Origin of the sequence: Actinoplanes sp. NBRC 103695, assembly GCF_030269485.1 — a bacterium.
Lineage (GTDB): Bacteria > Actinomycetota > Actinomycetes > Mycobacteriales > Micromonosporaceae > Actinoplanes.
Map to the genome: position 1 here is coordinate 336,938 of NZ_BSTL01000001.1, position 24,934 is coordinate 361,871.

Annotated in this window: 23 protein-coding genes; 15 read left to right on the forward strand and 8 right to left on the reverse strand. The window is 73.3% G+C overall.

Annotated elements, in window-relative coordinates; translation table 11 throughout:
* The first annotated feature begins 87 nt into the window (after positions 1–87).
* Entirely contained in the window at positions 88–1,026 is a 939-nt protein-coding gene (locus tag QSK31_RS01435) for an SDR family NAD(P)-dependent oxidoreductase (protein WP_285680182.1), read from the forward strand.
* A 151-nt stretch (positions 1,027–1,177) separates the two neighbouring features.
* Here QSK31_RS01435 and QSK31_RS01440 read toward each other — a convergent pair whose 3' ends face one another.
* Positions 1,178–2,872, reverse strand: a complete 1,695-nt coding sequence (locus QSK31_RS01440; RefSeq protein ID WP_285680184.1) for a hypothetical protein — start codon at positions 2,870–2,872, stop codon at positions 1,178–1,180.
* Positions 2,873–3,050: 178 nt separating this feature from the next.
* On the opposite strand from QSK31_RS01440, the gene QSK31_RS01445 reads away from it, so the two are divergent.
* Positions 3,051–4,094 (forward strand): SGNH/GDSL hydrolase family protein, encoded by a 1,044-nt coding sequence (locus tag QSK31_RS01445; protein WP_285680186.1) that lies wholly within the window; start codon positions 3,051–3,053, stop codon positions 4,092–4,094.
* On the opposite strand, the gene QSK31_RS01450 is transcribed toward QSK31_RS01445, so the two are convergent.
* Entirely contained in the window at positions 4,072–4,197 is a 126-nt protein-coding gene (locus QSK31_RS01450; protein ID WP_285680187.1) for a hypothetical protein, read from the reverse strand. The two genes, QSK31_RS01445 and QSK31_RS01450, sit on opposite strands and share 23 nt — an antisense overlap.
* Positions 4,198–4,556: 359 nt before the next feature.
* Positions 4,557–6,713, reverse strand: coding sequence for an ATP-binding protein (locus QSK31_RS01455; protein WP_285680188.1), 2,157 nt, complete (start codon positions 6,711–6,713; stop codon positions 4,557–4,559).
* Between the two features lie 153 nt (positions 6,714–6,866).
* Between QSK31_RS01455 and QSK31_RS01460 the strand changes: the two genes are divergently transcribed.
* The 5 genes from QSK31_RS01460 to QSK31_RS01480 all read left to right on the forward strand — a co-directional run bounded on the left by QSK31_RS01460 (position 6,867) and on the right by QSK31_RS01480 (position 11,524).
* Positions 6,867–7,238 carry a YciI family protein gene (locus tag QSK31_RS01460; protein ID WP_285680190.1) on the forward strand — a complete coding sequence of 124 codons (372 nt, stop codon included), beginning with the start codon at positions 6,867–6,869 and terminating at the stop codon, positions 7,236–7,238.
* Positions 7,239–7,332: 94 nt separating this feature from the next.
* A complete protein-coding gene (locus QSK31_RS01465) occupies positions 7,333–8,508 on the forward strand; it encodes an alginate lyase family protein (protein ID WP_285680192.1) in 1,176 nt (391 codons plus the stop codon).
* Between the two features lie 63 nt (positions 8,509–8,571).
* Positions 8,572–9,582: an efflux RND transporter periplasmic adaptor subunit gene (locus tag QSK31_RS01470; protein ID WP_285680194.1), complete on the forward strand. Its 1,011-nt coding sequence runs from the start codon at positions 8,572–8,574 to the stop codon at positions 9,580–9,582.
* Complete coding sequence (locus QSK31_RS01475; protein WP_285680195.1) at positions 9,579–10,268, forward strand: ABC transporter ATP-binding protein; 690 nt, start codon at positions 9,579–9,581, stop codon at positions 10,266–10,268. Before QSK31_RS01470 ends, QSK31_RS01475 begins: the two co-directional genes overlap by 4 nt.
* The gene (locus QSK31_RS01480) at positions 10,265–11,524 is read left to right on the forward strand and encodes an ABC transporter permease (RefSeq protein WP_285680198.1); all 1,260 of its coding nucleotides are present in this window, start codon (positions 10,265–10,267) and stop codon (positions 11,522–11,524) included. Before QSK31_RS01475 ends, QSK31_RS01480 begins: the two co-directional genes overlap by 4 nt.
* A gap of 98 nt (positions 11,525–11,622) precedes the next feature.
* On the opposite strand, the gene QSK31_RS01485 is transcribed toward QSK31_RS01480, so the two are convergent.
* A complete protein-coding gene (locus QSK31_RS01485; RefSeq protein WP_285680199.1) occupies positions 11,623–12,540 on the reverse strand; it encodes a LysR family transcriptional regulator in 918 nt (305 codons plus the stop codon).
* A 71-nt stretch (positions 12,541–12,611) separates the two neighbouring features.
* Here QSK31_RS01485 and QSK31_RS01490 point away from each other — a divergent pair, with 71 nt between their 5' ends.
* A complete protein-coding gene (locus tag QSK31_RS01490; RefSeq protein ID WP_285680200.1) occupies positions 12,612–13,526 on the forward strand; it encodes a DMT family transporter in 915 nt (304 codons plus the stop codon).
* Positions 13,527–13,640: 114 nt separating this feature from the next.
* On the opposite strand, the gene QSK31_RS01495 is transcribed toward QSK31_RS01490, so the two are convergent.
* The gene (locus QSK31_RS01495) at positions 13,641–15,023 is read right to left on the reverse strand and encodes an FAD-dependent oxidoreductase (RefSeq protein WP_285680202.1); all 1,383 of its coding nucleotides are present in this window, start codon (positions 15,021–15,023) and stop codon (positions 13,641–13,643) included.
* 209 nt (positions 15,024–15,232) lie between these two features.
* On the opposite strand from QSK31_RS01495, the gene QSK31_RS01500 reads away from it, so the two are divergent.
* The 4 genes from QSK31_RS01500 to QSK31_RS01515 are packed head-to-tail and all read left to right on the forward strand — an operon-like array spanning position 15,233 to position 19,303.
* Positions 15,233–16,189, forward strand: a complete 957-nt coding sequence (locus tag QSK31_RS01500) for a hypothetical protein (RefSeq protein WP_285680204.1) — start codon at positions 15,233–15,235, stop codon at positions 16,187–16,189.
* A gap of 47 nt (positions 16,190–16,236) precedes the next feature.
* On the forward strand, positions 16,237–17,415 hold the full coding sequence (locus tag QSK31_RS01505; protein WP_285680206.1) for an efflux RND transporter periplasmic adaptor subunit: 1,179 nt from the start codon (positions 16,237–16,239) through the stop codon (positions 17,413–17,415).
* The gene (locus tag QSK31_RS01510) at positions 17,412–18,089 is read left to right on the forward strand and encodes an ABC transporter ATP-binding protein (protein ID WP_285680207.1); all 678 of its coding nucleotides are present in this window, start codon (positions 17,412–17,414) and stop codon (positions 18,087–18,089) included. Before QSK31_RS01505 ends, QSK31_RS01510 begins: the two co-directional genes overlap by 4 nt.
* Complete coding sequence (locus QSK31_RS01515; RefSeq protein WP_285680209.1) at positions 18,086–19,303, forward strand: ABC transporter permease; 1,218 nt, start codon at positions 18,086–18,088, stop codon at positions 19,301–19,303. The genes QSK31_RS01510 and QSK31_RS01515 overlap by 4 nt, the downstream gene beginning before the upstream one ends.
* Positions 19,304–19,421: 118 nt before the next feature.
* Here the strand turns inward: QSK31_RS01515 and QSK31_RS01520 are convergent, their stop codons facing one another.
* The 3 genes from QSK31_RS01520 to QSK31_RS01530 all read right to left on the reverse strand — a co-directional run bounded on the left by QSK31_RS01520 (position 19,422) and on the right by QSK31_RS01530 (position 21,027).
* Entirely contained in the window at positions 19,422–19,817 is a 396-nt protein-coding gene (locus tag QSK31_RS01520; RefSeq protein ID WP_285680464.1) for a GntR family transcriptional regulator, read from the reverse strand.
* Positions 19,818–19,822: 5 nt separating this feature from the next.
* A complete protein-coding gene (locus QSK31_RS01525; RefSeq protein WP_285680211.1) occupies positions 19,823–20,284 on the reverse strand; it encodes a hypothetical protein in 462 nt (153 codons plus the stop codon).
* A gap of 71 nt (positions 20,285–20,355) precedes the next feature.
* Entirely contained in the window at positions 20,356–21,027 is a 672-nt protein-coding gene (locus QSK31_RS01530) for a TetR/AcrR family transcriptional regulator (protein WP_285680212.1), read from the reverse strand.
* A gap of 109 nt (positions 21,028–21,136) precedes the next feature.
* Between QSK31_RS01530 and QSK31_RS01535 the strand changes: the two genes are divergently transcribed.
* From QSK31_RS01535 to dacB, 3 genes are read left to right on the forward strand one after another with little or no spacing between them, the layout of a single operon-like run.
* A complete protein-coding gene (locus tag QSK31_RS01535) occupies positions 21,137–22,357 on the forward strand; it encodes a cytochrome P450 (protein WP_285680213.1) in 1,221 nt (406 codons plus the stop codon).
* 39 nt (positions 22,358–22,396) lie between these two features.
* Positions 22,397–23,281 carry a class I SAM-dependent methyltransferase gene (locus QSK31_RS01540; RefSeq protein WP_285680215.1) on the forward strand — a complete coding sequence of 295 codons (885 nt, stop codon included), beginning with the start codon at positions 22,397–22,399 and terminating at the stop codon, positions 23,279–23,281.
* A 47-nt stretch (positions 23,282–23,328) separates the two neighbouring features.
* Positions 23,329–24,822, forward strand: coding sequence for a D-alanyl-D-alanine carboxypeptidase/D-alanyl-D-alanine endopeptidase (dacB, locus tag QSK31_RS01545; protein WP_285680217.1), 1,494 nt, complete (start codon positions 23,329–23,331; stop codon positions 24,820–24,822).
* Positions 24,823–24,934: the final 112 nt, after the last annotated feature.

Sequence of the window (24,934 nt, forward strand, 5' to 3'; positions counted from 1 at the left end):
CTCCGGTACGTTGACAACGTACCGGGAGTACCTTAGCGTCGTCGGAACAAGATACCTTCGGTACGTTATCTGGCTGGGAGCCTGACGATGAGCGAGAAGTGGACGACGACGAACATTCCGGATCAGCGCGGGCGGGTGGCCGTGGTGACCGGAGCCAACACCGGACTGGGGTACGAGACCGCCAAGGCGCTCGCCGAGCGCGGCGCGTCCGTGGTGCTCGCCGTACGCAACGTCGAGAAGGGTGAGCAGGCCGCGGCCCGTATGACCGGCGACGTGACCGTGCAGGCGCTGGACCTGACCTCGCTCGACTCCGTCCGGGCCGCGGCGGCGGCGCTGCGGTCCCGGCTGAGGCGGATCGACCTGCTGATCAACAACGCCGGCGTGATGTACACCCCGAGGCAGACCACCCGCGACGGCTTCGAGATGCACTTCGGCACCAACCACCTGGGCCACTTCGGGCTCACCGGGCTGCTGCTGGACCTGATGCTGCCGGTGCCCGGCTCGCGCGTGGTGACGGTCAGCAGCACCGGCCACCGCATCCGCGCCGCGATCCACTTCGACGACCTGCAGTGGCAGCGGTCGTACAGCCGGATCGGCGCCTACGGCCAGTCCAAGCTGGCCAACCTGATGTTCACCTACGAGCTGCAGCGCCGGCTCGCCCCGCACGGGACCACCGTCGCGGTGGCCGCGCACCCCGGCTTGTCCAGCACCGAGCTCGCCCGCAACACCCCCGCGGCCCTCCGGCTTCCGATCACCCTGTTCGCGCCGCTGATCACCCAGACGCCGGCGATGGGCGCGCTGCCCACCCTGCGCGCCGCCACCGACCCCGCCGCGCTCGGCGGCCAGTACTACGGTCCCGGCGGACGCAACGAGGTCAAGGGTCACCCCCGGCTGGTCACCTCCAGCCCGGAGTCGTACGAGGTGGCCGTCCAGCGGCGGCTGTGGGCCGTCTCCGAAGACCTCACCGGCGTGACATTCCCCCTCGCCGGATCCGATGATCGGGACAACACGGCAGCACAGCGTTAGTGGGGCAGTGGCCGGACGTCGGCAGTCATTCCGCCCGCGACTCGCGAGCACCGCCCGCGACCTGAGCTCCGCCCGCGAGCACCGCCCGCGACCTGAGCTCCGCCCGCGACCTGAGCTCCGCCTCGCACTTGGGTGATCCACCAGACAGGACTCAGCCGGCGAACAGGGCCACGGCCGCGGCGACCGCGACGGTCCACGCGGCGGCGAGCAGGAGCGGGCGGCGCGGGATGACGGCCGGTGGGGGCGCGGGGAGGTCCGGGGTCGCGAAGGCCTGCCAGCGGGCGTCGCGCAGGGCGGCCACGAGCTGGTCCCGGGTGCGCTGCGACGAGCTGCGCGGCCACGGCGGCGGAACCGGCACCGTCACCACCGATTCGCCGACCGCGAGGGTGACCGCACCTTCGTCGTCGTGGACCGCGGCGGTGTCCACCGTCCACGGCTCGGTGACGGCGCCCCGGAAGCCGATCGACGTGACGCCGCCGAGGTTCCAGAGCAGCCGCTGACGGATCTGCGACCGCCAGGCGAACTCGACCGCCGCGGCCGACGCCGCCGCCACCACGGCCACCGACGGCCAGTCACCCGCGTAACCGGCCACGTGCATGGCCTCCGCCGCCCCGAACGCGGAGCCCAGCCCGATCGTGGCGACCGTGCACCAGCCGCGCGCGGGGGAGACGCGGTGCTCGTGGACCGCTTCGGGCGGCGCCAGGTGGTCGTCCGGGCGCAGCTCGTCCGGGTCGACCAGTTGTTCCTCGTCGTCGGAGATCTCCCGGGGCAGGCCGTGGTCGGCGTCGTACGGCACGACCGTGACCGTGCCGACCGGCTCGGTCGGGACGTGCAGGCGGCCGTCGACCACGATCGCGCACCACTCGCCGGTGGCCGGGCTGCCGTAGAGCAGCGCCGGCCGGGTCTGCGGGTCGCCCGCCTCGTCGTCGGTGGACCAGTCGTCCGCGGTGTCGACGCCGAACTCGACGGCGCTGCGCCCGTCCGCGGCGGGTACCAGGACGTGCAGGTAGCCGAGCTGGTCGACCACCCGGGCGTGGCGGACCGGCTGGATCGACCCGAACAGCCGCCGCAGCGCCCGCCGGCGGCCCCGCGCGCGGGCGATCGCCGCGGCGCCCGCGCCGGCCGCGACCAGCGCCGCGGCGGCCCAGGCGGGGTCGTCGGAGACACCCCACCGGACGATCAGCGCGACCGCGGCGGCCAGGGCCACGACGCCGGTCGCGCCGGCCGCCCGCGCGATGACCGGCCAGGTGTCGGGGGCCGGCGGCTGGGCCAGGCGGCCGGCGCCGGGCCGCCGCCCGGCGCTGTCCTGCGGCTCGTCGCCGGCAGGCCGGTCGCTCGCCGGGGATGCGTTCCCGGCGAGCCGGCCGCTCGCCGGGGATGCGCTTCCGGCGGGCGGGCCGGTGGTGGTCAGGGTGATGCCGGGCAGCGGTACGTCGGCGAGGGCCTCGCGGGGCGCGTCGGCGAAGGCCGCCGTGGAGGAGCGGCTCGGCAGGGTCAGCGGGGGCAGCGGCACCGGGACGACACCGGCGGCGGCCCGGCGGGCCACGATGGCGGTGACCAGGGCGTACGCGAAGGTCAGGAGCTCGCTCCAGCCGTATCCGGGCGCCAGCATCACCCATCCGGCCGCGCAGACCGCCGCGGCGATCGCCGCCGCGCCCCGATGGATGTAGATCATCACCGCCGGCGCCGCGAGCAAACCCAGCGCGGCCCACCGGGCTGTGGTCCCGTCCACCTGCCCCGGATCGGCCTCGCCCGTCCCGGCCGCCACGACCAGCACGATGATCACGGCGCAGGCGGGCACGAGGTGGTCGAGCCGCACGGCGAAAGCCGGGATGAACCGGGTCATACCGGTGATTGTCGCGATCCCGATGCGGTCGCGCGGCCGTTTCGCCGAGGCAGGGTCAAACCCGGCCACGCCGCGGCCCTGGCTGGGTTTGACGCTCGGCCCAGCCCGCACCGGCGCGATACCGCCCTGCACCGGCGTTGTACTCGCCCGGCTTCCGGCACGGACGATTTCGATTTTCGTGACTTCACGGACTCTTCGCGTCGTCCTGGCAGCCCTGACCGCTGCCTCGGTGACCGCCGCCGCCGGCGGATGCACCTCGGTCCTGCCGGGGGAGCAGCCCGCCGCGGCCGCCACGATCCCTGCCGCCACGGTTTCGGCCGCCACGATCCCTGCCGCCACGGTTTCGGCCGCCACGGTTCCGGCCGTCGCTGACGTGCGGACGCCGGTGCGGATCCTGCCGCTGGGTGACTCGATCACCTATGGGCTGGGCTCGGAGCGGCTCGGGTCGTACCGGGTCGAGCTCGCGCGCCGGCTCGCGTCCGCGGGTATCGCCGTCGACCTCGTCGGTTCCCACGCCTCCGGGCCGCGCGGCGCCGACCAGGACAACGAGGGCCACTCCGGCTGGCGGATCGACCAGATCGCGGAGCGGGCCCCCGGCTGGATCGCTGCCTACCAGCCGGACGTGGTGCTGCTGCACATCGGCACCAACGACATGCGCAGCGACGAGAAGGCGGCCGGCGCGCCCGTCCGGCTGGGCGCGCTGATCGATCAGCTGCTGATCGCGTCGCCCGACGTGCGGATCCTGGTGGCCAAGATCGTCGGGGCGAAGGACACCCGGGTCGGAGGCGTCTACCAGCAACGGATCGACGCCTACAACGCCTCGGTCCCGGCGGTCGTCGCGAGTCGCGGCGCGCGCGTTCGCCTGGTCGACCAGACCGGCGTGGACGGCACCGATCTGCTCGACATGCTGCACCCCAACGAGTTCGGCTACTCGAAGATGGCCTGGAACTGGTACCGCGCGCTCCAGCCGGTGCTCCGCCGCGGCGAGCCGGCGTGGCCGATGGCGGACAACCCGTTCCGGGCGACCAGAAAGTACCTCCGGTCGGCCGGCGACGTCGGCCGGTGGTGGCACCTGCGCACGTTCACCGTGCGGAAGGCCGGCAAGCCGGTGCAGGTACGCGGCTGGCAGACCAGGCGCACCTTCGTCGAGCGGTACCGCGTCGAGGCCTCCGGCCGGAGCGTCGTCCGGACCCGGGCCGTCACCCGGTGGTCGTCGGCCTGACCGTCCGCGACAACCACGTCAGCACGCTGCCGGCCAGGATCGCCCACGCGGCGTCGGGAAAGCGCTCCGAGACGAGCGCGCGGGCGTCCTCCACCGGCGACATGCCCGCCACTCTAGGGCGTGCAATCGCCGGTCAATCGCCGGTCGGTCGCCTGTTCCGCGCACGGGTCGTGCACCAGAGTGGACCTCACGCCGGGATGGACCGCCAGCGAGCGGGTACGGGGCCGATCCCGGCGTCGACAGCGGCGGCCTTGGCCTCCAGGGCCGCCGCTCACGATCTCGCCGGCGGTGGACGGGCGGCCGGGTGGCGGGCGCAAGACCTGCTCCGGCTCCATCGCCGGCGATCACCCCGAAGGCGATACCGTCGGCGATCACCCCCGAAGGCGAGACCGCCCGCGATCACACCAATGCGATACCGCCGGCGATCATCCCCGATGATGAGACCGTCGGCGATCTATCTGTCTACAGGACCGGCTTGTCGACGCGGGCCAGGATCGACTCCGACCGTCGTCGCGCCGAGCGTGCCGCGGACGGGTCGCCGGCCGCCTCGTGCGCCTCCGCCAGATGCCGCAGCGCCTCGGCCTCCGAGTAGCGGTCGCCGAGGTCGCGGAAGACCTGCCGCGCCTCGTCGTGATGCTCCACCGCCCGCCGATGGTCGCCCAGCCCGGCGTAGGCACGGCCGAGCGTGTCCAGCGCGACCGCCTGCCCGTGCCGGTTGCTGACCGTGATGAACAGCTCGACCGCCCGCCGCGCGCTCTCCCGGGCCTCCGCCGCCTGCCCGAGCAGCGTGTGGCACCAGGCCATGCTGGTCAGCGCGTTCGCCACGCCCTCCACGTTGCCGACGCCCTCGAAGAGCGTGCGCGCCTCGGACAGCTGCGCGAACGCCTCGGCCTGCCGGCCCTGCTGCTGGGCCGCGTACCCGAGGCCGTGCCGGGAACGCGCCATCCCGAGCACGTCGCCGAGGCCGGTCGCCTGGTCGAGCGCGACGACCAGGTGGCCGCGGGCATCCTCGAAACGTTCCAGCCGGAACAGCGCCCGGGACAGCCCCCGGTGGGCGTGATGCTCGCCGCGCGTGTCACCGGCCCGCCGCGCCGCGTCCAGGGCGGTCTCGTGGGCGTGCAGCAGGTCGTACCAGTGGCCGCGGCGCTGCATGAACGTGGTCAGCTGCCAGGCGAGCCGCCAGGCCCGGTCCGGGAAGCCCTCCTCGGCGGCCATGGTGACCAGGGCGAGCAGGTTGGCGCGCTCGGCGGCCAGCCAGGCGGTGGCCGTCTCGTCGTCGGCGAACAGGTCCGGTGGCGGCTCGTCGACCGGCTCGCGGAACGGTTCGAGGACCCGCGCGGCCGCGGAGGCCCACCGCAGGTGCGCGTCGAGGAGGCGGGCCCGGGCGGCGCGGATCGCCGCCGGGTCGTCGGTGCTCAGGCATTGTTCGCTCGCGTACGACCGGAGCAGGTCGTGCATCGTGTACCGCCCGGGCGCCCGTTCGGTGAGCAGCTGGGTCCGGATCAGCTCGGCCACCAGGTCGGCCGCCGGTCCACCGGCCAGCGCCTCGGCCACCATGACCGGCGAGTCCGGCCCGGGGTTGAGGCTGAGCAGCCGGAAGAGCCGGGCGGCGTCGGGGGAGAGGATCCGGTACGACCAGGAGAACACGCTGCGCAGGTCGGTGTGCTCGTCGTCGCTGGCGAAGGCGGACATCCCGGCGGCCAGGTCGCCGGCCACCCGGCTGGCGGTGAGCATCGGCTCGGACACCAGCCGCCCGGCCACCACGGCCAGGGCGAGCGGCAGCCGCTGGCAGCGGTCGACGATGGCCCGGACGGCGTCGGCCTGCCCGTCCAGGCGGTCCGCGCCGACCCGGCGGGTGAGCAGCCCGGCCGCGTCGCCGGCGCTGAGCATCTCCAGCCGGATCGGCCGGGCGCCGTCGGTGGCGACCAGCCCGTGCAGCGGGTTGCGGCTGGTCACCACGACCACGCAGCCGGCCGTGCCGGGCAGCAGCGGGCGGACCTGGGCGGCGTCGCGGGCGTTGTCCAGCAGGATCAGGATCCGGCGGCCGGCCAGCACACTGCGGAACAGATTGAGCTGCGCCTCGGGCTCGGCGGGTACCGCGTTGGGCGCGACGCCGAGCGCGTCCAGGAACAGGCGTACCGCCTCGGCCGGCGGCACCACCTCGCCGGGCCCGTACCCGCGCATGTTGACGTAGAGCTGGCCGTCCGGGAAGCGGTCGGCGGCGCGGTGGGCCCAGTGGACCGCGAAGCAGGTCTTGCCCACGCCGGCCGGTCCGCTCACGGCCCACACGACCGGCAGCGGCGAGCCGGTGCCGGAGATGTCCAGCTGGGCGAGCTCGCCGCCGCGGCCGACGAAGACGGCGGTGTCGGCGGGCAACTGGGCCGGGCGGGGACGCGGCCGGATCGGGGCGTCGCCGGCCGTCATGACGAAGGCGGCGCGGTCGTCCCCGGTCAGGCCGAGGCCCTCGGCGAGTCGCCGGACGGTGGCGGGGCGCGGCCGTGCGATGCGGCCGGTCTCCAGGTCGCGGATGTTCCGCACGCTGACGCCGCTGTCGGCGGCGAGCTCCTCCTGGGTGAGTCCGCACCTGCGGCGGGCGGTCCGCAGTGCATGGCCGAACACGTCGTCCTCCCCTCCCGCTCATCGACGACCGTCACCCATCGTGCCGGTTCGACGGATCCCGAAGAAGTCCGGGGCGGATTCTCCTCGGGTATGTCGAGGAGCAGGCGGCGGCTCCGACCACCGGGCAGAGACACACCGATGAGGGAGCAGACGATGCCGAAGTATCTGTTGATCCAGAACTACGAGGGTGGCCGCGGCTGTGACACGCCGATGGGCGAGTGGGACTCGGCGGACATCCGCGCGCACATCGACTTCCAGGTGGCGCTGAACGCCGAGCTGAGCGCGGCCGGGGAGCTGGTCGACGCGCAGGGCCTCGGCCAGACCGTGACCGTGGTCGTCTCGGACGGCGTGGGCACCGAGGCGACGGCGGCGCCGGCCGACGGCCGGGTGGCCGGGTACCGGCTGGTCGACGTGGTCTCGGTGGACCGGGCGCTGGAGATCGCCGCGCGGTGCAGCGCCGCGCCAGCGCAGGGCGGCCGCGCGATCCAGCAGCCGGTGGAGGTGCGCGAAGTTCTCAGCCACTGATCTGAGCCATTGACGGGGATCGAATTCAGGGGTCCAATACCAGGAACTGTAAAGTCAGTTGCCGGTTATTCCCCCTGACCCAGGAGATCCCCAGATGCGCAGACGCCGCGTACTCCTGGCGGCGGCGACCGCGGTCGCCGCCGCTCTGGCCAGCTTCGGCGTGCACGTGGCAGCCGAAGCCGCGCCAGCAACCTTCACCCACCCCGGTGTCCTGGTGAGCCGTCCCCAGCTCGACTTCGTCAAGGCGAAGGTCCAGGCCGGCGAGCAGCCGTGGCTGGGCGCCTACAACCAGATGATGGCCAGCCGTTACGCCTCGCTGTCCCGGGTGCCCGCCCCGCGCGCGACGGTCGAGTGCGGTCCCACCTCCAACCCCAATCTCGGGTGTACGGACGAGCGCGAGGACGCCATCGCCGCCTACACCGACGCGCTGGCGTGGTACATCACCGGCAACGCGGCGTACGCGAGTAAGTCCATCGCCCTGATGGACGCCTGGTCGGCCACCATCCGCGAGCACACCAACAGCAACGCCCACCTGCAGACCGGCTGGGCCGGCTCGGTGTGGCCCCGCGCCGCCGAGATCATCAAGTACACCTACAGCAGCTGGCCCAACCAGTCCCGCTTCGCCACCATGCTGCGCACCGTCTACCTGCCGGTGGTCATCGCCGGCGATTCCCGGACCGGGAACTGGGACCTGACCCTGGCCGAGGCCTCGATCGGCATCGCCGTGTTCCTCGAGGACAGGACCAGTTACGACCGTGCCGTCGCCCGGTTCCGGCTCGCCGCGCCCGCCTTCCTCTACGTCACCGCGGACGGCGTCCGGCCCGAATATCCGCCGGCCAGCAGCGTCGACACCCCCGCCGAACTCGTCGGCTTCTGGCACAACCAGTCCACCTGGACCGACGGGCACGCCCAGGAGACCTGTCGCGACTTCGTGCACACCGGGTACGGGATCTCGGCCATCTCGCACATCGCCGAAACCACCCGTATCCAGGGCGGCGACCTCTACCCTGAACTGCAGGACAGGCTGCGCCACGCGCTCGGATTCCACACCAGGTTCGAGAACGGCACCGCCGTGCCCGGAGGTGTCTGCGGCGGCTCGGTGACCCTCGGCCTCGGCCCGGTCACCGAGGTCGGCTTCAACGCGCTGCACAACCGGATGGGCATCGGCATGGCCAACACCCAGACGTACACCGAGCGCAAGCGCCCGCAGGGGTCGAACAACCTCTTCATCGCGTGGGAAACACTGACCCACGCGAACAACCCGGCGTAGCCGGGCAAATACGGGCTTGCCCCCCTTCTGTACCCTCTGCGCCCGGACGTGAAGGAGACTCAGTTGGGTACAGGACGGGCGGCCCCCGCGGCTATCGCCCTCACGGCTTTCATCGCTCTCGGCGGGTGCACGTCATCCGCCGAGGGTGTGAATACGCCCGGGCTGGAAGCCCCCGGCACCGTGCTCACCACGGTCAAGCCGGTCCGGCAGGACGTGGTCAACAAGATCAGCCTGACCGGGAAGGTGGCCATCGACCCCGTCTTCGGGATCGTCGCCCCGCACGGCGGCGAGGTGCGCTACCTCGACAAGCGGCCGGGCACCACGCCGGTCAAGGAGGACACCTGGGTGGCCTCGGTGTGGCGGGACGGTCAGCGGACCGAGGTCGAGATCCCCAAGGGGTCGAAGCTGGCCGGGCGCCTCATGCCGGACCGCTCCACGGTCACCGAGGGCATGCCGATCATCTCCGCCAAGCACGGCGGGTACGGCGTCGTCGCGGAGATCGACAGCGCCCAGGCGTACCGGCTCAACGGCTCCGCGCAGACCGTACGCGGTCAGATCAAGAACGGACCCGGACCCTTCACCTGCAAGCCCCTGGGCACCGTGGCCGCCCTGCCCGAAGGCACCATCCCGGAACCGCCGCCGCCCACCGAGCCCACCCCCGGCCCCGGCGAGACCCAGAAGCAGGAGACCACGCCCGGCGAGCAGACCGAGCCCGCCGGCGGCTCCGAGTCGACCGGCCTGCGCCTGGTCTGCACCGCGCCGAAGAGCGTCAAGCTGATCAACGGCGCCGAGGTCACCCTCGAGGTCGTCACCGGCAAGGCCAGCAAGGCGTGGGTCCTGCCGATCGAGGCGGTCGCCGGCACCTCGGGCAAGGGCAAGGTCGACCTGGTCGACGACGGCCGTACGCGCAAGACCGTGGACGTCGTCCTCGGCCTCACCGACGGCCGGTACATCGAGATCAAGTCCGGCCTCGACGGCACCGAGACCGTCGCCGTCCCGGGCCCCGACATCGCCGACGCGCCGCCCGCCGCCGGTGGCGACCCGAACGCCGTACCGTCCGGACCCGCCGGATGACCGCGCTGATCGAGCTGACCGGGATCGTCAAGACGCTCAAGGGCCAGAAGCAGCCGCGGACCATCCTGGACGGCGTCGAGATGCGCGTCGACCCCGGCGAGAGCGTGGCGATCGTGGGCCGCTCCGGCTCCGGCAAGAGCACCCTGCTCAGCGTCCTCGGCATCTTCGACCGGCCGGACGCGGGCACCTACCTGCTGCACGGCCAGGACATCAGCCGGATCCCCGAGCGCAAGGCCGCGAAGCTGCGCAGCGCCGAATTCGGCTTCGTGTTCCAGCGGTTCTTCCTGCTCAAGCACCTGACCGCCGCACAGAACGTGGCGATGGCCCTGGTCAACGGCCAGGGCTGGCTGCCCCGGCGGGAACGTAAGCGGCGGGTCATGGCGGCGCTCGACCAGGTCGGCATCGCGCAGCTGGCCAAGAGCAAGCCGACCAAGCTCTCCGGCGGCGAGCAGCAGCGCGTGGCGATCGCCCGCGCGCTGGTCCGCGAACCCAAGGTGCTGCTCGCCGACGAGCCGACCGGCGCCCTCGACCTGGAGACCGGCACGCTGGTGATCGAGGCGCTGCTGTCCGCCACCGAGCGTGGCTGCGGGCTGGTGCTGGTCACCCACGACCGCGACCACGCCGCCCGGATGGGCCGTACCCTCGACCTGCACGACGGGGTCCTGACCGAGCGGGTGCCCGCATGAGGCGGCTCTCCGGCCGTGGCCGCTCCGCTCTGATCATCGGCGTGCAGGGCATCCGCGCCCGCAAGCTGCGCACCCTGCTCTCCATGGTCAGCCTGTTCCTCGGCGTGCTCGCGGTCGTCGTCGTGCAGGCCGGCGCCAGCATCGCCGAGAAGGCCATGTTCGCCGACATCGAACTGCAGCAGGGCGTCGAAGGCAGCAAGATCATCTACATGGGCGCCGAGCCCAAGACCACCGCCATCGTCAACGACGTCATCCAGGGCCGGGACGACGCGGTCGCGATGATCGGCATGCAGGCGATCATCGGCGAGGCCGGCGTCCGCCCGGTCAACGAGGGCGGCGCGCCGATCGGCGAGAACTGGGGCGGCGGCCCCGGCCCCGAGGCGGGCGGCGACCCGTCCGGCCAGGCGGTCGAGGTCCGGCTCAGCGCGCTGACCGGAGACGTACGCGCCTTCCGCCCGTTCCGTCCCCGCGACGGCCGGTGGCTCGACTGGTCCACGACACCCTCGCTCGCACCGAAGCTCGTGCTCAACGAGGCCGCGGCCAAGGCGTTCCAGCAATATCACGTGCCCGCCCAGATGCGCCTCAACGGCGGCCAGCAGACCGTCACACCCCAGTTCGTCGGCGTGGTCGACGACGCGAGCAGCACCCCCACCGCGTACGCCCGCCTCGACGAGGTCAACCGGTGGCTGGCACCCGCGGCCGGCCCCCAGAACGGCCCGAGCGGCGACCTGCAGGTGCTGCTGACCGCGTCCACGCCCGCCACCCAGGTGCTGCAGAAGCGGCTGAAGGCGGCCGGCACCGAGGCGTACGTGGAGACGGTCCGCTCCCGCGCGGAGATGGCCAAGGAGCTCCGGCTGATCCGCCTGGTGTTCCTGGCCATGGCCGGCCTCGTGCTGCTCATCGGCGTGGCCGGCATCCTCAACGTCGGACTGGCCAGCGTCGGCGAACGGGTGGAGGAGTTCGCCCTGCGCCGGGCGGTCGGCACACCACGCCTGCTGCTGGCCGGCATCGTGCTCACCGAGACCCTGCTCACCGGCCTGTTCACAGCGGCCGCCGCGATCGGAGCGAGCGCCGGCGCACTGCGCCTGGTCAGCATGTTCCTCGGCGACCGCGAGCCGTTCCTGGCGGACGTCCAGTTCCCCTGGGACGCGGGCGTCGCGGGCATCATCGCCGGCCTGATCGCGGGCATCCTCGGCGGAGCGGTTCCGGCGTTGCGCGCGGCCGGCATCCCGATCGCGACGGTGATGCGCGCCTAGGTCTTCTCCGCCGCTCAACCGGGGCCTGCGGAGGGCAGGACGCGCGTTAGGTCGTGTCTCGTGGATCAGCCAGGGCTGCGGCGTGGCCCAGAGCGCGCCTAGACGGGTGCCGGGAGTGCGGCGACCGTGTCGCGCAGGGAGCGCAGCAGGGCCTCGGTGAGCGGGTCGGGGCGGCGGCGCCGGGCGGTGACCGCGCCGACGTAGCGGGTCGGGCCGGGCGGCGTCAGCGGGACCGCGACCAGCCCGCCCTGGTCGGCGGCCAGCGCCACCTGCGGGATCATGCTGATGCCGACCTCGGCGCGGACCAGGGACTGGGCGAAGACGTAGTCGGTGCCACGGCACGCGACGCGGGGCTGGAAGCCGGCCATCGCCGCGTAGGGGTCGAGCGTGTCGCCCATCCCCAGGCAGCCGTGCACCCAGCGTTCCCCGGCCAGGTCGGCGATGCGCAGGGTGTCGCGGCCCGCGTACGGGTGGGTGGCCGGCAGCACGATGAACATCGGGTCGTCCATCAGCGGCGTCCAGATCAGCCCGGACCGGTCGCCGGGGCGGACCGGCGGCGGACCGTCGAAGTGGTAGACCAGCGCCAGGTCGGCGGTGCCGTTGCGGACCTGCGGCAGGCTGTCCTCGGGTTCCTGCTCCAGCACGGTGAACTCGACGCCGGGGCGTTCCGCGGCGAGGCGGCGCAGCGCGGCGGGCAGCAGCCGCTGACCGCCGCTGGTGAAGGTCGCGACGGTCAACCGGTCGGTGCGGGCATGGGCGAGCCGGTCCAGGTCTTTTTCGGTACGGGTGAGCTCCGCGGTCACCGCCTCGGCGGTCTCGACGAGCAGCCGCCCCGCCTCGGTCAGTTCCACGCCGCGGGTGCTGCGTTCGACGACCGTCGCGCCGACCGTACGCTCGAGCGCACTGATCTGTTGAGAGACCGCCGACGGGGTGAGCCGGAGCTCGGCGGCGGCCCGGTTGAAGCTGCCGTGCCGGGCGACCGCCGCCAGGACCTGGAGCCGGCGCACGTCGATCATCAGCTCTCCTTAACACCACACAAGCAAGTCCCCACTACCGCTTAACACCGTACGCCGGAACCCTTGACCGTGTGAATCGTCGAGCGTGGTCCCTCTTCGTCCTGGTCTCCGTGCTGTGGGGCATCCCGTACCTGCTCATCAAGGTCGCCATCGTCGACCTGTCGCCGGGTCTCGTGGTCGCCGGCCGGGTCCTCATCGCCGCCCTCGTGCTGGTGCCGATCGCGGCGCGGCGTGGCTCGCTGACGGCGCTGCGCGGGCGGTACGGCACCGTGGCGGCGATCGCGGTCATCCACGTGGTGATCCCGTTCCTGCTCATCACGTACGGCGAAACCCACATCTCCTCGTCGCTCACCGGCCTGCTCATCGCGATCGAGCCCGCGGCCATCGCCCTGCTCATGCTGCGCACCGAACCGCTGACCCGGGGCCGCGCCGCCGGTCTGGTCATCGGCTTCGCCGGGGTGGCGCTGCTGGTCGGGCTGGACGTCTCCGGCGACCGGCTGGGCCTGCTCGGCGCCGGGATGGTGCTGCTCGCGGCGATGAGTTACGCCGTCGCCACGATCCTGGTGCAGCGCCGCGCCGCGGGTCTGCCCCCGGAGGCGCTCGCGGCCGGCACCACCACGGTCAGCGCGGTGCTGCTGGCGCCGGTCGGCCTGCTGACGTTGCCCGCCGAGCCGGTGCGGGCGTTGTCCTGGGCGGCCCTGATCGCGCTCGGCCTGCTGTGCACGGCGCTGGCGATGCTGGCCTTCTACGAGCTCATCGCGCTGGCCGGGTCGAGCCGGGCCGGGCTGGTCACGTACGCGAACCCGGTGGTGGCCGTGCTCCTCGGCGTGGTGCTGCTGAACGAGTCGTTCGGCGTACACATGGTCGCGGGTTTTGCCCTGGTCGCCGTCGGATGCTGGCTGTCCACGCGGCCCGGCCGTCAGGAGAGCCGGTCGGTGATCTCCTCGCGGATCGCGTCGGCCGAGGAACCGTCGGTCGTGAGGTAGTCGATGTCCGGGAACCGGGCGCGCCTCTCGTCGACCGTGGCCGCCGGAGTCGCGCCGACGGCGATGATCGTGTCGCACCTCCCATGTGGAGGGCCTCCCACCTGAAGGGCGACCTCAGGAGGACCGCAGGGGCGCCCCGGCCCGTTCCAGCAGCGCCGGATCACTGAGCGCGGCCGGATGGGCCAGCAGGTACCGGACCTTCTGGAACGTCGCGGAGACCACCGGGTCGACCAGCGTCGCGCGCCGGATCAGAGCCATCGCCTCGCGCTGGGCCTGGACGTCGGCCGGTACCGGGCGCCCCGCGGCGGCGTCCCGGAGCGCCTCGTCGTTCCCGGCCGACATCAGCCACGCGGCATCCACCACGACCTCCTCCATCGCGAAGAAGTCGGCCGCCGGGCGGGACAGGTCGGACTCTCCGCCGAGGAACAGGCGCAGGCAGGCGGCGTGCAGCGCGGCCGACGTCATGCCCTGCCCGTAGATCGGGTTGAACGAGGCGACCGCGTCACCCACGGCGGCCAGCCGGGCGGGCAGACGCGTGCCGGCGAAGTCACGGCGCCGGTTGCCGGCCAGGCGGTACGTCTGGATCTCCTGCGCCACGGGACTGTCCAGCGCCTCCGGGAACGGGTCGTGCAGCCCGCCGAGCGCGGCACGGAACGCCTCGAGGGAACGCGCGGGCCGGCTCTCGCCGTACGACATCGCGACGACCAGCCACCGATCGTCCTCGACCGCCTGCACCAGGGCGCCGGAGACGCCGTCGGCCCGGGGATCACCGGGTTTGAGCTGCTTGACGCCCACCAGCATCGACGAACCGTCGGCGGGACGGTCGCGCCGGAACAGCGCGGTCGCATAGGTGACGGGCAGGTCGACCCGTTCGAGGTGAGGCCGGTGGTAGCCGCCCGCCTCCAGCCACTCCGCGAGCTTGCCGGACCGCCCCGACGCGTCGACGGTGAACTCCGAGTCCAGTCTCGACTCGGTCCCGTCCGCCCGATAGCGGACGCCGGCGACCGCGTCGTCGTGGTACTCCAGCCCGGACACCACGCCTCTGATCACCGTCACGCCCGGCAGCCGGAGCACGCGCTCGCGGATCAGTTCCTCCAGAAACGGGCGGGTCGCGCTGAGAACAGGTTCCCGGCCCTCGTCGCGCTGCCGGTGGTCGCCGAGGACCACGCGCTGCTGGTGCACCTCGGCCCAGACGGCGCCGCGGCGCCGGGCCTCGTCGGTGAAGCCCGGCAGCAACGACTCGATCTGCACCTGCCCGCCCCGCAGGAGCCCGTGAGCCTGGTTGCGGTGCGGCGCACCGGGCCCGGAATCCCGGCCCGGGCCGAGGTCGTCCCGCTCGACGATGACGACCCGGCGTGCGTGGTCGCTCAGCACGCGGGCGGCGAGCAGGCCCGCCACGCTGCCGCCGATCACGCACGCGGTGCCGAACTTGATCGACGGCTCCCGGAGGGGCACGCCCCGAACGATCGTGTCGAACACCTCGGCGGACGAACTCATCACGTCACCCCTCGCTGACCCAGACCGGCCTACCCGTCAGGCAGTCAAACGGATGCGTTCGGGTCATTGTTCAATCCGCTGCTCCGACCAGGCCGCCCACAATGTCGCACAGGGGCCCTCGCGGCCGGTGATCTGCCGGGCGCCGTGCAACCTTCACCCGCCGGGATCCGTCAATGGGGCGTCCGTTGACCGTCCGACGAGGAGAACCGATGCGACGCTCCACCACGTGCCCGGCGGCACTGGCGCTGGGCCTGGCCCTGCTGGCCGCCGGGTGCGGCAAGACGGAGGCCCCTCCGGCCACGGCCTTCGACACCCCGCCCGCCGGGGCGCCGGCCGCCGCGACCCCGGCGACGCCCGCCGGCGATCCGGACTCGGCGGAGGTCAAGGCGGAGAACATGATCGCGGACTGCATGAAGAAGAAGGGCTTCCGGTACGTCCCGCACCCGCTGAGCTTCGAGTCCGGCGAGCAGATCTCCCGGTACGCCGGGATGCTGTACGTCCTGGAGCCGGCCGACCAGGTCCGTGCCTTCCGCGCCAAGTACGGCTTCGGCGGCTACAGCAGGCTGGTCTACCCGAACGATCCCGCGGTCACCGTGGCGGCGCCCGATCCGAGCAAGAACCCGAACAACGGCATCCGGGACGCCCTCGACCCGGCGCAGCAGAAGGCGTACGACAAGGCCCTGAACGGGAACATGGACGCCGTGAAGGAGGGCGGCAAGCCGCCGAAGAACCCGGAGGCGGGCTGTGGCGGAGAAGCCTCGCTCAAGTTCTACGGCAGTGGCCCGTCGGAGGACGAGCAGGCCGCGAATCGCCGCGAGTACGCGAAGTTCGCCAACGACCCGGCCGTCGTCAAGGCCGCGCAGAAGTACGGCGACTGCCTGAAAGGCAAGGGTTACGAGGTGAAGCGCGCCCAGCCCGGCTGGGTCGAGCAGGAGATGTTCACCACCTGGAGCGACAAGGCCATGAACGGCGGTCCGGCGGGCGCTGCCCAGGCCACGGCCGACGCCGGCGGGAAAGGCAGTCCGGTGAGCCCGGCCGCTGCCAAGGCCGGGCTGGCCAAGGAGATCAAGGCCGCGCTGGACGACCTCGACTGCGGCACCGAGTACGCGACCATCGCGCGCACCAAGTACGCCAAGGCCGTCCGGGCCGGCGGCGGTGTCGGCTGACCGTGCGGATCCGGATGCCCCGATCGGGGCCGTCGCGGGTGGTGGCCGTGACCGCCGCCGTCGCCGTCGCGGCCGGAGCCACCGGGTGGTTCGCCGGCAGCCGGGTGCGGTCGCCCGCCGACGCCGCGGCCGCGCACCGGCCACCGGCGGCCTCGCTGATCACCGTCGCGGTGCGGGAGCGCACCCTGACCGCGACGGTGAACGCCCAGGGGACCGTCGCGTACGGCGCTCCGAAGCCACTCACCCTGACCGGCTCGGTGGCGACCGCCGGCGACGCGGCCGCGCCGATCGTCACCAAGGCGCCGGTCGCCGGTCGCACCCTGCGCGAGGGTGACGTGCTGCTGGAGGTCAGCGGCCGGCCGGTGTTCGTACTGGCCGGAACGGTGCCGATGTACCGGACAGTGTCCCGTGGCAGCGCCGGCGACGACGTCCGGCAGGTCCGCGCGGCCCTGCGGCGGCTGCTGCCCGGTCGTGGCGTGGCCAGGTCGGGCGCCGTGGACACCGCCCTCCTGAACGCCCTCGCGAGGTGGTACGACAAGCGCGGCTACGAGATCACCGGGCCGACCGCCGAGCAGCGCGCCCAGCTGCGGCAGCTGGAGGCGGATCCGGCCGCCGCCGCGGAGCTCGCCGAGTTCCGGAAGACCTACGGCGACAGCGTGCCCAGCGGCGAGATCCTCTTCGTGCCCCGGCTCCCGGTGCGGCTCACCGAGGTGAAGGTCCGCCCGGGCGCGCCGGCGGCGGGGGAGGTGGGCACGGTCGCCGACCCGAACCTGGTGATCAACGGGACGGTCAGCCCGGACGACGCCGATCTGATCAAGACCGGGATGAGCGCGGCGTTGGAACATGCCGGTGGCGACACGTTCGCGGCCACGATCAGCAGCCTGGGCGGCCCGGTCAAGGCGGGCGTGGGCGAGACGGAGGCCGACCCCGGCGTACCCATCAGATTGAAGCCCAAGGATCAGGCCAAGATCGCGCCGCTCGTGGGTGAGGCCGTCAAGGTGACGATCACGGTCGGCGGGACCGGCCACAAGGTGCTGAGCGTGCCGGTGGCCGCCGTCTACACCGCGTCCGACGGCCAGGCCCGGGTGACCGTCCAGGACCAGGGCGGCCGGGTCCGTGACGTGCCGGTCGAGGCGGGCCTGTCCACCGGCGGGTTCGTGCAGATCACGCCCGCCGACAAGGACGCCGTACGGGCGGGCAGCCTGGTCGTGGTCGGCAACCAATGACCGACGTCATCACGCTGACCGGCATCGGGCGTACCTTCGCCGCCGACCCGCCGGTGATCGCCCTGGAGAGTGTGGACCTGAGCGTCCGGCGGGGCGACTACCTGAGCATCGTCGGACCGTCCGGCTCCGGGAAGTCGACGCTGCTGAACGTCCTCGGCCTGCTGGACGTCCCGGACACCGGCCGGTACGAGCTGGAGGGCGAGGAAACCACCGTCCTGGGCGACGCGGCCCGGACAGCCCTGCGTGGCGCCCGGATCGGCTTCGTCTTCCAGTCCTTCCACCTGCTCGCCCACCGCGACGTCACGGAGAACGTCATGCTCGGCGGCCTCTACACGTCGGCCGCTCGAAAAGGGCGCCGCGAGCGGGCACACGCCGCGCTGGAGCGGGTCGGCCTGAGTCACCGCCGCGACTTCCGGCCGACCCACCTCTCCGGCGGCGAACGTCAGCGGGTGGCCATCGCCCGCGCCCTGGCCGGCAACCCGGCGCTGCTGCTCTGCGACGAGCCGACCGGCAACCTGGACAGCGCGAACACCGCGGCCGTGCTGGATCTCTTCGACGAGCTCCGGGCGGACGGCACCACGCTGATCGTGATCACCCACGACGAGACGGTCAGCGGGCGGGCCGGCCGCCGGGTCCGGATCACCGACGGCTACCTCACCCAGGAGCCGCTTTGAGGTCGCGACTGGACATCCGGGACCTCTTCGCCGAGGCGGTCGCCGGGATCGGCACCCGACCGGCGCGCACGGCGCTGACCGTGCTGGGCACGGTGCTCGGCATTGGCACCCTGGTCACCACGCTGGGGTTCTCCGCCACGGCGGGCAACCAGATCGCCGGGCGCTTCGACGCGGTCACCGCCACCGAGGTCACGGCGGACATCCCGCCGCCGGCCGGCCCCGACCTGCCGCCGCGGGTGGAGTGGGGCGCGCTCACCGACCTGGCCCGGCTGAACGGTGTCACGGCCGTCGCGGGCTACGCCCGGACCCAGCCCGGTCAGGAGCCTTCCGTACGAGCGAACACGGTCCGCGACCCGGAACGGGTCCTCGATCGGGCGCTGCCGGTGGTCGGCGCCACCGCGAGCCTGCTCGGCGCGGCCCGGACCGGCGTCGCCCACGGCCGGTTCTTCGACGCCGGCCACGTCGACCGGCGTGACCGGGTGGCCGTGCTCGGACCGCAGGCCGCCGAACAGCTGGGCGTCACCCGGGTCGACAACCAGCCGGCCGTCTTCGTGGCCGGCAAGCCGTTCACCGTGATCGGCATCCTCGGCGGGGTCGGCCGCGCCAACCAGCAGGAACTGGCCAACGCGGTGATCGTCCCGTGGACCACCGGCGACGACACGCTGCACCTCGGCCCGGTCGGCACGGTGCTGGTCACCACGGCGCTCGGCGCGGCCCCGCTGATCGCCCGGCAGGCGCCGCTCGCCCTGAGCCCGAACGACCCGGCGGCGGTGCAGGTGGTGGCGCCGCCCGACCCGGCGGCGCTGCGTACCGGGGTGGCCGACGACGTGAGCGGCCTGCTGCTCGTCCTCGGCCTGGTGTCGCTGACCGTGGGCGCGCTGGGCATCGCGAACGTCACCCTGGTCACCGTGATGGAACGAACCGCGGAGATCGGCCTGCGTCGCGCGCTGGGGGCGCGGCGCAGGCACATCGCGGCGCAGTTCCTCGTCGAGGCCACCGTGGTCGGCCTGCTGGGCGGCATCGTCGGTGCCAGCGCGGGCATCCTCACGGTGGTGATGATCAGCGTCGCCCGGGAGTGGACGCCCGTGCTGGACGGGCGGCTCGCCGCGGGCGCGCCCCTGGCCGGGGCGGTGGTGGGGCTGGTCGCCGGCCTCTACCCGGCGCTGCGCGCGGCCGCGATGCAGCCGGTCGACGCCCTCCGCGGTCCCGGCTGAACCGCGCGCGGCCCGGCCCGGTTCGACGCGACGCGGCGCGGCCCGGCCCGGCCCGGCCCGGTTCGACCCGGCGCGGCCCGAGGATCGTGCGGCGTCCGAGGTGGGCTCGGCCGCGATGTCATGCCTCGTTCGGGCCGGGTGCGGCGGGGGATGCCGCGATGCCCCTGGTCAGCGCCGCTCGCACGATGCGGATTGCCTCGCTGGTGTCGATGCCGACGCTGGCGATGACGGCGGCGTAGTCGGCGGCGGCACGGCCTGCCCGTTCGCGCGCCTTCTCGCCGGCCGCGGACACGAAGGAGCCGGCTGGTCCGCGGGTCTCGATCAACCCCGCCTCCTCCAGCTCCCGGTAGGCCCGGCCGACGGTGTTGACGGCCAGGCCGAGGTCCGCGGCCAGTCGGCGGATGGTCGGCAGCCGGGTGCCCACGGCGAGCGTGCGGTCCTGGATCTGACGGGCGAGCTGGGCACGGACCTGCTCGAACGGCGGGACGGGCGACGCCGGGTCGATGACGATCATTCGGCTCACGACCACACCGACCACACCGCGGTCGGCACGGCGCCGATCCGGGCGTCCTCGACCCGCATGATGACGTCGGTGGTCAGCGAGATCTCGTCGTCCGCCACGACCGGGTGCGTCAGGATGTGGCGCAACTGGACGACGACGCCGACCGCGAGCCCGCACAGTCCGATGAGCAGGATGACCGCCGCGTACCTCGCGGTGGAGTTGTGCAACGTCAGGGCGCCGATCGCCAGCGCCGCCGCGCCCGCGAAGGTGGTGGCCGCGAACGCGGCACGCGGCCGGCCGAGCACGGTGTGCCAGCCGAGCCGGACCGGGTGGGCCGCCCGTCGCGGCAATCTCGCCCCGGCCCGCCGATCGACCCGCCGCACCCACCGGTCCAGCAACGATTGGGCCGGCACCAACCCGGCGACGAGCGCCGTCAGCACCAGCAGCAACCAGCGCCGGTTGCCGGACCCGTCGACCATGCCGCCGGTGTAGGTGAGGGCAACCGGGCACAGAGCGCCGGCGCCGGCCCTCCGCCGGGCCGTCCGGTGCCTCAGCGGGTGACCGGGGCCCGGAAGAGGCCCTCGATGGCGTCGATCAGGCCGGCCGCCGTCGCCGACCAGACCTCGGCCGCCTTGCCGGCGTCGGCCGGCAGCCCTCGCTCGCGTTGGGCGCACAGGTGGACCAGCAGCGTGTGCGCCATCTCGCCGCGGTCGGCGCGGACCTCGGGGGAGAGGGCGGGCAGGCAGCCGTTCAGCCCGGCGACCACGGCGCGCAGCATCGGGGCCTCGTGCATCTCGGCGATCGCCAGCTCGCGCAGGCGGGGCTCGGTGAGCAGCTGGGCGGCGAAGCGGGCGTACCAGGTGGGTGGTCCGAGCGAGGCCAGGTGCTCGGTGAAGGGCTGGACCACGCAGGTGACCCAGTCACGCAGGGCCGTGCTTCCCGCGTACGCCCGCAGCAGTTGCTCCCGGCGCAGCTCCATCGACGCGGAGTGCCGCTGGATGATCGCCCGGACCAGGTCGGGTTTGGCCCCGAAGTGGTAGCCGACCGCGGTGTTGTTGCCCTGACCGGCCGCCTCGCTGATCTGCCGGTTGGAGACCGAGATGACGCCGTGCTCGGCGAACAGCCGCTCGGCGGCGACCAGGATCAGCCCGCGGGTGTGCTCCACCTGCTCGGTGCGGCTGACCCGCCCGATGCGCTGCGGATTCGTCGGCGCGTGATTCATGGTGCCCGCAAGGATAAGCCTGACTGGAACAAGTCAGTCACTTGATTTATGAACGACGGTGCGATTGGCTCATTCGCGGTGAAACGTCCCCACTGTGGAAGGACGAACCATGACCAGCGCATCTGTCCACCAAGTCCCGATGCCCGAGTTTCCGATGTCACGCGCCGAGGGGTGCCCGTTCGACCCGCCGCCGGGGCTCCGCGACCTCCAGCAAGAGGCGCCGCTGGCCCGGGTGCGGCTGATCGACGGCAGCACGGCGTGGCTGGTGACCCGGTACGAAGAGCAGCGTGCCGTGCTCGCCGACAAGCGAGTCAGCGCCGACGCCGGCAAGCCCGGCTACCCGTCCGGCGGCCAGATCCGCCAGGGCAGCGGCAACCCGATCGGCTTCATCCTGATGGACGATCCCGAGCACGCGCGGCTGCGCCGGATGGTCACCGCGCCTTTCATGATCAAACGGGTCGAGGCCATGCGCCCGGCCATCCAGCGGATCGTGGACGACCTGCTCGACACCATGCTCGCCGGGCCGAACCCGGTGGACCTGGTCGAGGTGTTCGCGCTGCCCGTACCGTCGCTGGTGATCTGCGAGCTGCTCGGCGTCCCGTACGCGGATCACGGTTTCTTCCAGCGGAGCAGCAGGAGCCTGGTCAGCAGGACGGTGCCGCCCGCCGAGCGGATGGCGTCGTTCCAAGGGCTGCACGACTACCTGGACGACCTGCTGGCCGAGAAGACGGCACGGCCCGGCGACGACCTGCTCTCCACCCTGACCGAGCGGGTGAAGGCCGGCGAGCTGACCCGCTCCGACGCGGCCGGGATCGGCGTGCTGCTGCTCATCGCCGGGCACGAGACGACCGCCAACATGATCGCCCTCGGCACGCTGGCGCTGCTGGAGAATCCCGACCAACTCGCCCTGCTGCGCGACACCGACGACCCCGCCGTGGTGGCCGGCGCCGTCGAGGAACTGCTGCGCTACCTCAACATCACGCACAACGGCCGGCGCCGGGTCGCGCTCGAGGACATCGAGATCGGCGGCCAGGTGATCCGCGCGGGCGAGGGCCTGATCGTGGCCAACGACATCGGCAACCGCGACCCCGCCATGTTCGCCGACCCCGACCGCCTCGACGTGACCCGCGACGCCCGCCGGCACGTGGCCTTCGGCTTCGGCGTGCACCAGTGCCTGGGCCAGCCGCTCGCCCGGGTCGAGCTCCAGGTCGTCTACGGCACCCTCTACCGGCGTGTTCCCACCCTGGCGCTGGCGGCCGACCGGGACAGCATCCCGTTCAAGCACGACGCCGCCGTCTACGGAGTCCATGAGCTCCCGGTGCGGTGGTGACGCCATGAACGTCGACGCCGGCAGTGACATCCTGTACGGATGACCGACCGCTGGGACACCGTGCTGGGCTACCTGATCGCCGCGGCGCCGCGGGACGGCGTGGTGGCGATCGACGGCCCGCCCGCCGAGGCGGAGCTGCTCGCCGAGCGGCTCCGCGCCCGGTGCGGCGCCACGGTCGTCACCGGGCCGGTCGGCGACGCGGACCTGACCGTCCGGGTGCGTACCTCGCGCGGGGACGGCCGCGACGATCACGCGGGCGCCGTCGTCGACCTCGGCGATGCCACGTGGCCGATCCTGCGCCACCTCGACCCGGCGCTGGTGCCGGGCGACAGGTGGTACGCGTCCGAGTCGCAGGCGTTCTTCGCCGTCCGGGCGGCCGGCTGGGACTCGAAGTTCGGCGACGACCTGCCCGCGTACGACTTGGCGGTCTCCTCGGCCGGGCTCCGCGCCGGCGGCCTCGCCCTCGACGTGGGCTGCGGCACCGGCCGGGCGCTGCCCCCGCTGCGCGAGGCCGTCGGCCCGGCAGGCACGGTCATCGGCCTCGACCACACCGCGCCGATGCTGTCCGCCGCCGCGCGCCGGGCGGCCGCGTGCGCCGCGGCGCTGGTCCGGGCCGATGCCCGCCGTCTGCCCTTTCCCGACGGTACGGCCGACGCCGTCCTCGCCGCGGGCCTGGTGACGCATCTGCCCGACCACGACGAGGCCCTGACCGAGCTCGCCCGCGTGACCCGCTCCGGCGGCCGCCTCATCCTGTTCCACCCGACCGGCCGCGCCACCCTGGCCGCCCGCCACGGCCGCACCCTGGACCCCGGCGACCTCCTCGACGAGCCGGTCCTGCGCGCCGCCCTCTCCCGTACCGGCTGGGAGCTGCTCACCTACGACGACCCGCCGCACCGCTTCCACGCCGTGGCCGTGCGCATCTGATCGCGGATCGGACACCTCCCGGGGCCGGCGAACCTAGGATCAGCGATATGGACATTCGGCGCATCCGGCGGGTCGTCGCCACCAGCGTGGCTCTGGCCCTGGTCGCGGTGCTCGGCCCGGCCTCCGGCGGATACGGCGTGGCCGGCGACCCGGCGCTGACCGGGGCACTGGACCGGATCCTCGCCGACGCGCGGCTCGCCGGGGCGACGACCGGGCTGGAGGTCCGGGACGCGGCGACCGGCGCCTCGCTCTACGAGCGCAACGTCAACCAGCGGCTGATCCCGGGCTCGAACCAGAAGATCCTGACGTCGATCGCCGCGCTCGAGGTGCTCGGCCCGGAGCACCGCTTCCGCACCGAGGTGCTGACCCGCGGCGGCGACCTCTTCCTGCGGGGCACCGGCGACCCGACCGTGCTGGCGGGCGACCTCGACGCGCTGGCCGCCCGTGTGGCGAGGGCGGGTGTCAGGACGGTCCGGGGCGACCTGGTGGCCGACGACGGCTGGTTCGACGACGTGCGGCTCGGCAGCGACTGGTCGTGGGACGACGAGCCCTACTCGTACGCCGCCCCGGTCTCCGCGCTGAGCCTCGCGCCGGACACCGACTACGACGCGGGCGCCGTGATCGTGGAGACCCGTCCCGGCCGCACGGCGGGAGCACGGGCCGTGGTGACCATGGTCCCGCCGAACAGCTACGTCCGCGTCGTCAACCGCGCCACCACGGGCGCCTCCGGCACCGTCGAGGCCGTCCGCGAGCACGGCACCAACACCGTCGTGGTGACCGGCGTCGCCGCGGCGGTCGATCGGCAGTTCCTGTCGGTCGAGGACCCCACGCGCTACGCCGCCACGGTCTTCCGCGACGCGCTGGCCCGGCACGGCGTCCGGGTCCGCGGCCGGATCACCACCGGCACCACGCCGGCCGGGGCGCGGGTCGTCGCCGCCCGCGAGTCGATGCCGCTGCGCGAGATGCTCGTCCCGTTCCTCAAGCTGTCCAACAACATGCACGCCGAGGCGCTGGTCAAGGCCATGGGGCACAAGACCGAGGGCTCGGGTACGTGGCCGGCGGGGATGCGTGCCGTCGACGGCGCCCTGGCGGCTCTCGGGGTCCGCACCGACGTGATCCGGTCGGTGGAGGGTTCCGGGCTCAGCCGCCGCGACTGGCTCAGCACCCGGCAGATCACGACCGCGCTGCTCGCCGCGCGCACCCGCCCGTGGTTCGACACCTGGTACGCGGCCCTGCCGATCGCCGGCATGCCGGACAGGCTGGTCGGCGGCACGCTGCGCAGCCGGATGACCGGCACGCCCGCCGCCGGCAACGTGCACGCCAAGACCGGGACGCTGACCGGGGTGAACGCGCTGTCCGGCTACGTCACCGACCCCACCGGACGCCGGCTGGTGTTCTCGGTGCTCGTCAACACCGCCCTGGTCAGCGCCACGCCACTGGTCGACGCGGTGGCGGTGACCCTGGCCGGCGGGAGCGCACCGGCCGGCCTGGAGAGGAGCCGGCCGGTCGAGATCGAGTGCTCCTGGGTCAAAGCCTGCTGAAGTCGCGTAGCCGACATCGAGCACCGGCAACCATTTCGCATCGGCGCAGGTCCGCCTGCTCGACCGGGCAAACGGGCGTTGACGAGATCTGTTTACATCGTGTCCGGAGTGG

Excerpts from the sequence above, each read along its gene's own strand:
- QSK31_RS01485 (WP_285680199.1), bottom strand. The coding sequence starts at position 12,540 with ATGATCGACGTGCGCCGGCTCCAGGTCCTGGCGGCGGTCGCCCGGCAC.
- QSK31_RS01440 (WP_285680184.1), bottom strand. The coding sequence starts at position 2,872 with ATGACCCGGTTCATCCCGGCTTTCGCCGTGCGGCTCGACCACCTCGTG.
- QSK31_RS01480 (WP_285680198.1), top strand. The coding sequence starts at position 10,265 with ATGAGGCGGCTCTCCGGCCGTGGCCGCTCCGCTCTGATCATCGGCGTG.
- QSK31_RS01475 (WP_285680195.1), top strand. The coding sequence starts at position 9,579 with ATGACCGCGCTGATCGAGCTGACCGGGATCGTCAAGACGCTCAAGGGC.
- QSK31_RS01530 (WP_285680212.1), bottom strand. The coding sequence starts at position 21,027 with ATGAATCACGCGCCGACGAATCCGCAGCGCATCGGGCGGGTCAGCCGC.
- QSK31_RS01465 (WP_285680192.1), top strand. The coding sequence starts at position 7,333 with ATGCGCAGACGCCGCGTACTCCTGGCGGCGGCGACCGCGGTCGCCGCC.
- QSK31_RS01500 (WP_285680204.1), top strand. The coding sequence starts at position 15,233 with ATGCGACGCTCCACCACGTGCCCGGCGGCACTGGCGCTGGGCCTGGCC.
- QSK31_RS01540 (WP_285680215.1), top strand. The coding sequence starts at position 22,397 with ATGACCGACCGCTGGGACACCGTGCTGGGCTACCTGATCGCCGCGGCG.
- QSK31_RS01435 (WP_285680182.1), top strand. The coding sequence starts at position 88 with ATGAGCGAGAAGTGGACGACGACGAACATTCCGGATCAGCGCGGGCGG.
- QSK31_RS01520 (WP_285680464.1), bottom strand. The coding sequence starts at position 19,817 with ATGATCGTCATCGACCCGGCGTCGCCCGTCCCGCCGTTCGAGCAGGTC.
- QSK31_RS01535 (WP_285680213.1), top strand. The coding sequence starts at position 21,137 with ATGACCAGCGCATCTGTCCACCAAGTCCCGATGCCCGAGTTTCCGATG.
- QSK31_RS01510 (WP_285680207.1), top strand. The coding sequence starts at position 17,412 with ATGACCGACGTCATCACGCTGACCGGCATCGGGCGTACCTTCGCCGCC.
- QSK31_RS01460 (WP_285680190.1), top strand. The coding sequence starts at position 6,867 with ATGCCGAAGTATCTGTTGATCCAGAACTACGAGGGTGGCCGCGGCTGT.
- QSK31_RS01525 (WP_285680211.1), bottom strand. The coding sequence starts at position 20,284 with ATGGTCGACGGGTCCGGCAACCGGCGCTGGTTGCTGCTGGTGCTGACG.
- QSK31_RS01495 (WP_285680202.1), bottom strand. The coding sequence starts at position 15,023 with ATGAGTTCGTCCGCCGAGGTGTTCGACACGATCGTTCGGGGCGTGCCC.
- QSK31_RS01450 (WP_285680187.1), bottom strand. The coding sequence starts at position 4,197 with ATGTCGCCGGTGGAGGACGCCCGCGCGCTCGTCTCGGAGCGCTTTCCC.
- dacB (WP_285680217.1), top strand. The coding sequence starts at position 23,329 with ATGGACATTCGGCGCATCCGGCGGGTCGTCGCCACCAGCGTGGCTCTG.